The organism is Streptosporangium minutum (assembly GCF_002149035.1).
GTDB lineage: Bacteria > Actinomycetota > Actinomycetes > Streptosporangiales > Streptosporangiaceae > Streptosporangium > Streptosporangium minutum.
The window spans coordinates 19,169-27,940 of record NZ_NGFP01000120.1 but is presented as its reverse complement, the minus strand read 5'-3'; the positions used below and the strand labels follow the sequence as shown (position 1 = coordinate 27,940).

The 8,772-nt window shown below is 68.9% G+C and carries 5 protein-coding genes; all 5 read right to left on the bottom strand.

Annotation, left to right across the window (positions count from 1 at the left end; all coding sequences use genetic code 11):
- A partial coding sequence (locus CA984_RS24540) for a cellulase family glycosylhydrolase (protein ID WP_086575909.1) occupies nucleotides 1-1,542 on the bottom strand: 1,542 nt, incomplete at its 3' end.
- Between the two features lie 166 nt (nucleotides 1,543-1,708).
- The gene (locus CA984_RS24535) at nucleotides 1,709-4,225 is read right to left on the bottom strand and encodes a glycoside hydrolase family 9 protein (protein ID WP_086575908.1); all 2,517 of its coding nucleotides are present in this window, start codon (nucleotides 4,223-4,225) and stop codon (nucleotides 1,709-1,711) included.
- 211 nt (nucleotides 4,226-4,436) lie between these two features.
- Nucleotides 4,437-7,376: a glycoside hydrolase family 48 protein gene (locus CA984_RS24530; protein ID WP_086575907.1), complete on the bottom strand. Its 2,940-nt coding sequence runs from the start codon at nucleotides 7,374-7,376 to the stop codon at nucleotides 4,437-4,439.
- A gap of 357 nt (nucleotides 7,377-7,733) precedes the next feature.
- Nucleotides 7,734-8,159, bottom strand: a complete 426-nt coding sequence (locus tag CA984_RS24525; RefSeq protein WP_086575906.1) for a type II toxin-antitoxin system VapC family toxin — start codon at nucleotides 8,157-8,159, stop codon at nucleotides 7,734-7,736.
- Nucleotides 8,156-8,401 (bottom strand): hypothetical protein, encoded by a 246-nt coding sequence (locus CA984_RS24520; RefSeq protein ID WP_133061768.1) that lies wholly within the window; start codon nucleotides 8,399-8,401, stop codon nucleotides 8,156-8,158. Before CA984_RS24520 ends, CA984_RS24525 begins: the two co-directional genes overlap by 4 nt.
- Nucleotides 8,402-8,772 lie beyond the last annotated feature (371 nt).

The following is an 8,772-nucleotide window of genomic DNA, read 5'->3' as shown; positions in this document are numbered from 1 at the left end:
GCCGGAGCCGGTCCAGGAGCCGAGGAAGCCGAAGGTGGCCGATCCGCCGGCGGGGACGGTGCCGTTCCAGGCGGCGTTGGTGAAGGTGAAGGCGGTGCCGGTGGCCGAGAGGGTGGAGTTCCAGGACTGGGTGACGGTGACGCCGGCGGGGTAGGTGAGGGTGGTCTTCCAGGTGGTGACGGCCGCGGTGCAGGTGACGGTGACCTCGCCCTGGAAGCCGCCCTGCCAGGAGTTGGTCGTCCTGTAGGCGGCGGCGCAGCCGCTCGGCGGGGTCGCGGTCGTGGTGAACGACGTGCTGTCGGAGGCGGCGGAGAGGTTGCCGGCCGCGTCGCGGGCGACGGTGTGGACGGTGTAGGCGGTCTGCGGGCTGAGGCCGGTCAGGGTGAGGGAGTTGCTCGTCGAGGAGCCGAGTTTGACGGTGCCGGCGTAGACGTCGTAGCCGGTGACCGCGCGGTCGTCGGTCGAGGCGGTCCAGGTCAGCTTGGCCCCGGTGGCGGTGATCTCGGAGACGGCGGGCTTGCCGGGCCTGGTGGGTTTCTCGGTGTCGGGCGTGCCGCCGCCGTAGATCGCTGCCTCGACGGAGGTCTGGGCGATGCCGTTCGGGCCGTTGAAGAGCCGCCGGCCCCAGGTGGTCAGGGCAGCCGCGTTGAAGTCGGTCACCTGGTCGAGGTATTCGACGCCGCCGCCGTTGCCGCTCCAGGACCAGCCGAGGTAACCCACGCCCCGGGCCTGCGCCTGGGCCATGATCGTGTCCTCGTCCGGGTCGCCGTCGGAGTGGTTGAACCCGAACTCGCCGATCACCAGGGGGAGTCCGGCGGTCTGGAACCGCTGGAGGTAGTCGGTGACCTCCGCGGCCGTGTCGAACACGCCGTACATGTGGACGGAGAAGACCGTGTTGCGCTGCGGGTCGGCGGCGAAGACCGCAGCCGCGTTGTCGCGCATGGTGAAGCCCCAGTCCTGGCCCCAGTTGGGCGCGTCCACCATGATCAGGTGCTGGAAGCCGGCGCCGCGCAGCCGGGTGATCGCGGCCGAGGTGGCCTGGGTCCAGCCCGGGGTGGTGGCGTTGTTACCGAAGGGCTCGTTGCCGATGTTGAGGACGACGTAGTCCTCCTGGCCGGCGATCGCGCTCTTCACGCTGATCCAGTAGTCGACCGCCTGATCGAGGGTGTAGGCGCCGCTCTGCTCGCCGTACCCGGTGGTGTCGTGGTTCTCCAGCACACAGATGAGCTTGTTCTGCCTGCACAGCGAGACGATGTTCGCCACGTCGGCGGCGCCGTTGGCGGTCCAGCGCCCGCCGCTCAGCACCACGCGCACCGTGTTCGCGCCGAGGGACTTGATGCCGGCGAACGACGCGGTCCGGTCCGGGTACCAGGTGTGGGCGTGGCTGGTGCCGCGCATGACGAACGCGGTGCCGCCCGACTCAAGGATCTTCGTGCCGCTCACGTGGAGGCCGGTGGCGGCGTGGGCGGACGGCGTCGAGACGGAGAGCGGCAGGAAGAACGACAGCAGGAGCGCGACGAGCGTCGCGAGTCGTGTTCTCATGATCTACCTCGGTTGGGGGATGACCGGCCGGGCGGGAGGGGTCGTCGCGCCCGGCCGGGAAAGAGGAGGCGCAGTGCTCGCGGTCTCACGCCGGAGACCCGGAGCGCGGCGCCGTACGGGATGCCGCGCCCCGGTGGAGGTCCGGGGCGCGGCGTTGTGCAGGGGGTCAGCTCGCGGTGCAGGCCACCGGGGCGGGGACGCCGTTGGCGCCGTTCTGGCTCGCGGTGAGACCGAAGGCCGTCGAGGCGTTGGGGGCCAGGCCGCCGTTCCAGCCCACGTTCCTGACCGACACGTCCGCTCCCGTCTGGGTGTGCGTGCCGTTCCAGAGCTGGCTGACCGTCTGCCCGTCGGGGAACCTCCAGGTGACGGTCCAGCCGCTGATGGCCGAGGCGCCCTCGTTCCTGACGGTCACCTCCGCCTGGAAGGCGCCCTGCCAGGAGTTGGTCACCTTGTAGACGGCGGTGCAGCCGCCGGCCGGGGCCTGGGCCGTGGTGAAGGCGGTGCTCTCGGAGGCCGCCGAGGAGTTGCCCGCCGCGTCCCTGGCCACCACGTGGACGGTGTAGGCCGTCGCGGGAGTGAGCCCGGTGAGGTCGAAGGTGTTGGACGGGGCGGTCCCGACCTTCGCCGTGCCCCGGTAGACGTCGTAGCCGCTCACTCCGACGTTGTCGGTGGAGGCGGTCCAGGTCAACCTGGCGGTGCTCCCGGTCACGGCGGAGACGGCCGGCCTGCCGGGCCTGGTCGGGGCGGTCTCGTCCTCCGTCGGAGGCGGCTCGTCGCCCGGCGGGTTGCCCCAGATCTTCGCCGTGCCCGCGTAGAGCGTCATGTTCGAGACGCGGACCGGGGTCGCGCCGGGAGTGGTGGCGACGTCCTTGTACGACCAGTCGTTGGACGGGTCCCACGTGCCCGAGCTGGCGATGCGGAACTGGACCTCGCGCCGGTGCTGCGACTGGCCCGCGGGGGCGATCGACGTGCCGGAGCAGTCGACGGTGACGTAGTAGGTCTTCCCGGACAGCAGGGTCGGCCCGGACGGAGCCCCGCACTGGTTGTAGCTGGACGTGACGGTGACCTGGTTCGCGGTGGTGTCGCCGTCGAGGGTGAAGTAGTAGCGGAACGAGCCGTTGGTCAGCGGGCGCGCGGGCCACGCGGACTGGTTCCTGACGATCGTCTTGATCTCGGTGAACGCCGGGCCCGAGGCGTTCACCCCGGCCTCCAGGAAGATCTCCGGGCCGTCGGGGGTCTCCGGGGTGGGGAAGTTCGCCGCCGGCGCTCCGCCGTACTCCTTGTAGAGGCGGGCGAGCGCGCTGGTGAAGCCCGCGTTGTAGTCGGTGGCGACCTCGTTCATCACGTAGTCGTCGCGCTTGTCGGTGTACTTGTCGTCGGGGTCGGGCGGGCCGCCGACGAGCGCGCCGTACAGGGTGTGGCGGGTCTCGGCCGGATTGGTCATCTGGTCGGTCCAGGAGCCGTGCGCGGTGCGGTGGTGCGGGTTCCTCGGCGGGTTGACGCCGAAGCCGATCATGTAGGAGGAGTTGCGCGGGTTGTCGCCGAGCGCGTAGTCGATCTGCCTGACCGCGAAGTCGTGATATCTCGCCTTACGCGTCGCGTCGGTGATGGAGTCCGAGTGGACCAGCGCCGCGAACGAGGTGTTGGCCGCGTAGCGCAGCGACCCCCACCGGTCCAGTACGGCCTGGCCGCCCGGCGAGTACCTCACCCGCTGCCCGTTGACCCCGACCGTCCAGTAGTCGAGCCAGCGGTTGGCGTCGTCGAGGTACTTCTGCTTGCCGGTCAGCTTGCTCAGCAGCACGTAGGCGCCGTAGGACTTGTCGTCCCACGCGATCGTCCACTTGTAGGACCGGGTCGTGGACTGCGGCTCGGTGCCGAGGTTGTCGTAGTAGCTCTCGGCCTTGGCCAGGTAGGAGGCGTCCTGGGTGGCCCGGTGCAGCCAGATCGCCCCCCAGACCAGCTCGTCGTTGTAGCCGCTCCAGGAGTTGTAGTAGCCCTGGGCGTCGGAGATGCACTCGCTGTACTTCTTCCGCACGGTGTCGGCGAAGGAGTAGAGCTGCCTGGCGTGCGTCACGAGCGTGTCGGCGTAGGACGGATCCGTCGGGCGGAAGACGATCGACGAGGCCGCCATCGCCGCTGCGGTCTCCCCAGCCAGGTCCGAGCCGCCGCAGGAAGCGTCGATCTTGTAGGCGGGCCGTTCCATCCCCATCGCCTCGGCCGGCCCCCACCAGGCGTGGTCCTTGCCGCCGTTGCCGACCTGCCCGTAGAGCACGTTCGGCGACGGGTGGGCCCTGACGAAGTAGTCGTTGACGAACTTCAGGTTGTTCAGCAGGTGGGGGAGCTGCCCGGAGGAGGCGTAGGCGTCGCGGTACTCCACCGCGCCCCAGGCGAGCATCGTCGCGCTGGCCGCCATCGGCAGGCCGAACTTGACGTGGTCGCCCGCGTCGTACCAGCCGCCGGTCAGGTCGAGCCCGGCGTCCTTGCCGTCGTCGAGCCCGGAGTCGCCGCGCCAGCCGACGCGGTTCCAGTCCGGAAGCCTCCCCGACTGCTGGGCCTCGTAGAACCACAGGGACTTCTGCAGCGCCTCGCCGTAGCCGAAAGCCGGCGCCGCGGCGGCAGAGGCGACGGGCACCGGTACGGCGACCAGGGCCAGCAGGGCGAGCGCCGCCAGGGATCTCTTCATCGAAACTCCTTGAGCGTGGAGACTCCGGGCCTCAGCCCTGGGGAGGACGTCAAGAGGGGCGCCTCTCGGAAGGTGGTGCTCGGGGCGCGGTAGCAGGTCAGGGGTGCCGCCGCGCCCCGAGGTCTCGGAGGGACCGGCCGGCCGCCGGCCGGCGGCCGGCCGGTCAGCCGGTCAGCCGATCAGCCGACGAGTCGATCAGTCGGTCAGCCGGTCAGGGGAAGAGCCGGCCGTACTCGGCCAGGGCGACGGCCACGTCGACCTGGGCCCAGAACCGGTGGTAGTTGAAGGACGGCACGGGGCCGGTGCCCTTCAGGTAGGCGTCGACCTTCGGCCAGTCCGGGTCGTTCTTGTAGAAGGACCGGATCGACATGAAGGTGGAGTTGGAGTCGATCACGTCGCCGTTGGGCATCTTGCCGGTCCAGCCGGCCGGGACGTGGACCGGGTCGTTGAGGCGGTTGTAGTCGGCCTTGGTCTCTGGCACCGAGACGCCCTTGGCGTCCTGGTTGTTCTTCCAGATGCCGTCGAGCAGGCCCTTGGCGACGGTCTTGGCCGTGACGTCGCCCGACTTGGCGGCGTAGTAGGTCAGCACCTTGGCGTAGGAGCCCGCCACGCCGACGTCACTGGTGTAGTCCCGGATGCTGACATGCAGCCCGGCGTTGGGCCCCGGGTTGCCCGGGATCCAGGTGTCGGGCTGGCCGGTCCACACCAGGGTCGAGGGGATCCGGAAGGTCCCGTCGGCGTTGACCGTGGTGTTGTCGGTCGCCCACTTGACCCACTTGTCCAGCACCAGCTTGGCGTCGGCGTTGCCGGTGGCGTAGTAGAGCTCCGCGACCCGCTCCATCGACCAGGCCTGGAAGCCGAACCACTGGTTGGACGGCGGGTCGTGGTAGACCGGCTGCCAGTCGTAGGCCATGCCGTAGAAGGTGGGCAGCGTGGACGGCGGGGCCGCGTAGTGGCCCTGCCAGCTGTTGGTGGCGCCACCGGCGATCGCGCCCTCGCTCGACTGCAGCCAGCGGTAGAACTCAAGCTGCCGCTTCAGGCTGGTGCTCCAGTCCTGTACGGCGGTCGTGCCCTTGGGCTTGAGCGCGTCCACGCTCGACAGCGCCCAGGCGGCCATCGGGTTCTGGTAGCCGGAGTGGTTGTGGCTGGAGCCGATCCGCCAGGCCCAGCCGGCGGAGGTGTCGTTGGCGCCACCCCAGGCGTAGTACCAGCTCAGCAGGTAGGCCGAGCTGTCCTTACCGGTGCCGGCCGGGCACGTGGTGCTCGTGCAGCCCTGCTTCTTGAAGTACTTGTCGTACATCGCGTAGCGCAGGTAGTCGCCCATCTTGGCGGCCTTGGTCACCGAGGAGGCGACCTGCGCCTCCTTGCCCTGCTCCTTGGCCCAGGTGTGCGCCCAGTAGGCCACCTGGACGGCGCGGGCGTCGGCGTCGGGGGCGTTGGTGTACTTCCACTGCTTGGCGTAGCTGCTGTCCCCGGTGAACAGGTCCAGGTAGCCGTTCTTGCCGCCGTGCTTGAAGGTGTCGCAGGAAGGCTGGGGGATGGTCTCGAAGACCGACTCCTCCGGGCCGCGCTGGTAGGTGTTGATGTAGGCAGGCTTGGTGGTGCCGTCGCCGCAGCGGCCGAAGCCGTAGGTGTTGTCCACGTCGAGCAGCCAGTGCATGCCGTACACGTCGTTCGTGCCGTAGGCGGTCTTCAGCTCGTTCGCGATCGGGTCGCTGCCGACCGAGACGCCGCCGTCCAGCTTGGAGGGGTACTGCTTGATGTCGTCCCACTCGCCGGCGTAGGTGGCGGGCTTGGACGGGTTGTAGAAGGAGTTGGTCGGCTGGTCCGCGGTGGCCGGGATGATGTACTTCTCCATCGAGGCCCAGGCGTCGTTGAACCTGCTCCAGTCGCCGGTCACCTTGCCGTAGGCGGCCTCCAGCCACAGGTAGTAGCTGTAGGCCTCGGAGGTGGTCTCGTGCCCGTGGTCCGGCGCCTCGACCATGAAGGTCTCCACCGAGTGGTACGGCACGCCCTGCGGCGAGAAGTAGCCGTTCGCCGGGTCCTTGAGCTTGTTGTACATCGTGGTGAACCGCTTGACGTACTCGTTGTCGCCGCCCGTGGTGTCGTTGTCCACCTCGGTCGCGGTCGCCTTGGCCGAGGTGTGGCCGGTGGCGGTCGAGGTGAACTCCGCGCTGCCCGAGGTCTGGTCGGCGTCCTCGGCGGCGGCGATCCTGACCGTCTGGGCGGTGTTCCAGTTGGCGGGGGTGAAGGTCAGCGACCCGCCGGAGGCGACGGTCAGGTCGGCGTCGCCGGTCGTCCTGGCGGTCGTCACGGTCACGTTCGCGGCCGGGGCCTTGGAGAGCCTGACCGACAGGTCCGCGCCGCCGCCCTCGGGGACGGCGAGCGTGGCCGGGGTGAGGAGCACCGCGGGGGCGGAGTTCGCCTGGACGCTGATCCCGACCGGCGCCGAGGTGGTGGCCGAGCCCTTGTCGTCGGTCGCCTTCGCGGTGAGGGAGTAGTCGCCGGCGGGCACGGCCGCCCAGCTGTAGGCGTAGGGCGCGCTGGTGTCGGTGCCCAGCAGCGTGGTGCCGTTGAAGAACTCGACCTTGGCCACCGTGCCGTCGCCGTCGGCGGCGTCAGCGGTGATGTCCACCGTGGCGGGCGCGGTGAAGGTGGCTCCCGCGACCGGCTTGGTGATCCTCGCGGTGGGGGGCTGGTTGACCGGCCCGGTCCCGCCGCAGGTGGTGCCGTTGATCGTGAAGGCGGTCGGCTTGGGGTTGGCCCCCGACCAGCTGCCGTTGAAACCGATGTTCGTCGAGGCGCCCGTGGCCAGGTTGCCGTTCCAGTCGAGGTTCCTGGCGGTGACGGCCTGGCCGCTCTGCGACCAGGTGGCGCTCCATCCCTGGGTGACCTTCTGCGCGGCGTCGGGGAAGGCGAAGCCGAGCGTCCAGCCGGTCAGCGGGTCGCCCAGGTTCTTGATCGACACGTTGGCGGTGAAGCCGCCCTGCCAGTCGTTGGTCGCGTAGGTCACCTCGCAGGAGACCGCCGCGAGGGCGGGGGAGGCTGCCAGCGCGGTGGTCGTCCCGGCCGCCAGGCTGAGCAGCGCCAGCGCGGCGACCCGTTTCCGGAAGCGTGGGAGCGCTCCCGCTCTGATGGGGAATCGAGACATTGAAAGGGTCCTCCAGGGTGGACTCGTCGAGAAACCGCTGGTAGAGGCTTCATGTCGGACTGAGCAAAGGAGAGAGGGGGTGGGAGCGCTCCCAAATAGGATTCTGGGGGCCGTCCGTTGGATGTCAATGGCATGCGTCGCCGGTTACGCCCACGTTTCGCACGGCACGCCGTCAGGCTGCTGCGATCCGCGCGGGCGGATTCCCGGACCGTGAAACTTTCAAAGTCCTACGGATATCCAGCCGAGCGCTTGTTCCAGCCGCCTGTCCCGGGGGTGGGACCTTGTCCGGGGCCGGCTCGTCAGAGACTCCCCAAGCCGACAGCGCGGGTTCGATTCCCGTCACCCGCTCCACAACTCTCAGGCAAGTACCTCTGGCAGCAACCTGAACGCCGATACGTGCCGAGGACGAATGAGCGTGAAATCCCGTCGGTCGATCGTCGCGATCTGTGTGATGCCCAGACGCTCGGCGACGGCGACCACGGACACGTCAGCCGGGTCGAGCCGAGCATCCTTATAGAGCCGGACGAGTTCGGCCATCCGTCGTACATCCATAGGAAGCAGATCAACCAGCTCGAACTCTTCGATTGCGAGATCAAGAAACTGGGCGTGTACGGCAGGCCCCATATGCCTGTTGATCGTCCAACCGGCTTCGATCAAGATCGTCGACGGAAGAAGCAGCGGCCCCTCCAGTTCCTCAAGAAGCCGTACACATGAGACATGGTGCCTGTCATCTCGATCGACGACAGCGATCAAAGGGCCGGTGTCCAGAAGCGTGGCAGTCACACCGACCGATTGAACCGCTCCGCCAGCAGATCTTCGACCCGTTCCGACAGATCTCCCTCGCCGGATGCGCCGATCCCGGCGATCGACAGCCGACGACGCCGAACCGGCTCGGATGGCTCCTCGTCGGCCGTCTCAGCCAGTTCTGGATCTGTCTTGACCAAGCGCAGGAGCCGACGCGCCTGGTCCGGCGACAGCCGATCCACCAGGTGATGAAGCTCCTCATGCGCATGCCCGGCGCTCATGGCCACGAGTCTACGCAAGCCGTTCTGCTTGCGACAGCGACACCGCACACCCAAGGGCTCCAGCGGGACCGGGATCGCCGCCCTTCAGGCTTTCAAAGGTCCCTCGACATCGAGATTTCTCGCCAGATGCGTGCCGAAACCGGCGGAGAACCACGGTCACTCATGGGGACTCACAGGGACTCGTCCCGCCCTGATCCGCAGACCTGTTCTCCCAGTCCAGGACAGCGAGATCAGTGGCCGGTTCCCCAGCTGACAGCGCGGGTCCGATTCCAGGAGAACGGGCGAGTGGGCCACGACGCGGACGACCCCACCGGACTGTCGGTGAGGAGCTGAACGCCGTCGCGTTCGTGATGGACTACGCCGAGTTCCGC

Excerpts from the sequence above, each read along its gene's own strand:
- CA984_RS24535 (WP_086575908.1), bottom strand. The coding sequence starts at position 4,225 with ATGAAGAGATCCCTGGCGGCGCTCGCCCTGCTGGCCCTGGTCGCCGTA.
- CA984_RS24530 (WP_086575907.1), bottom strand. The coding sequence starts at position 7,376 with ATGTCTCGATTCCCCATCAGAGCGGGAGCGCTCCCACGCTTCCGGAAA.
- CA984_RS24520 (WP_133061768.1), bottom strand. The coding sequence starts at position 8,401 with ATGAGCGCCGGGCATGCGCATGAGGAGCTTCATCACCTGGTGGATCGG.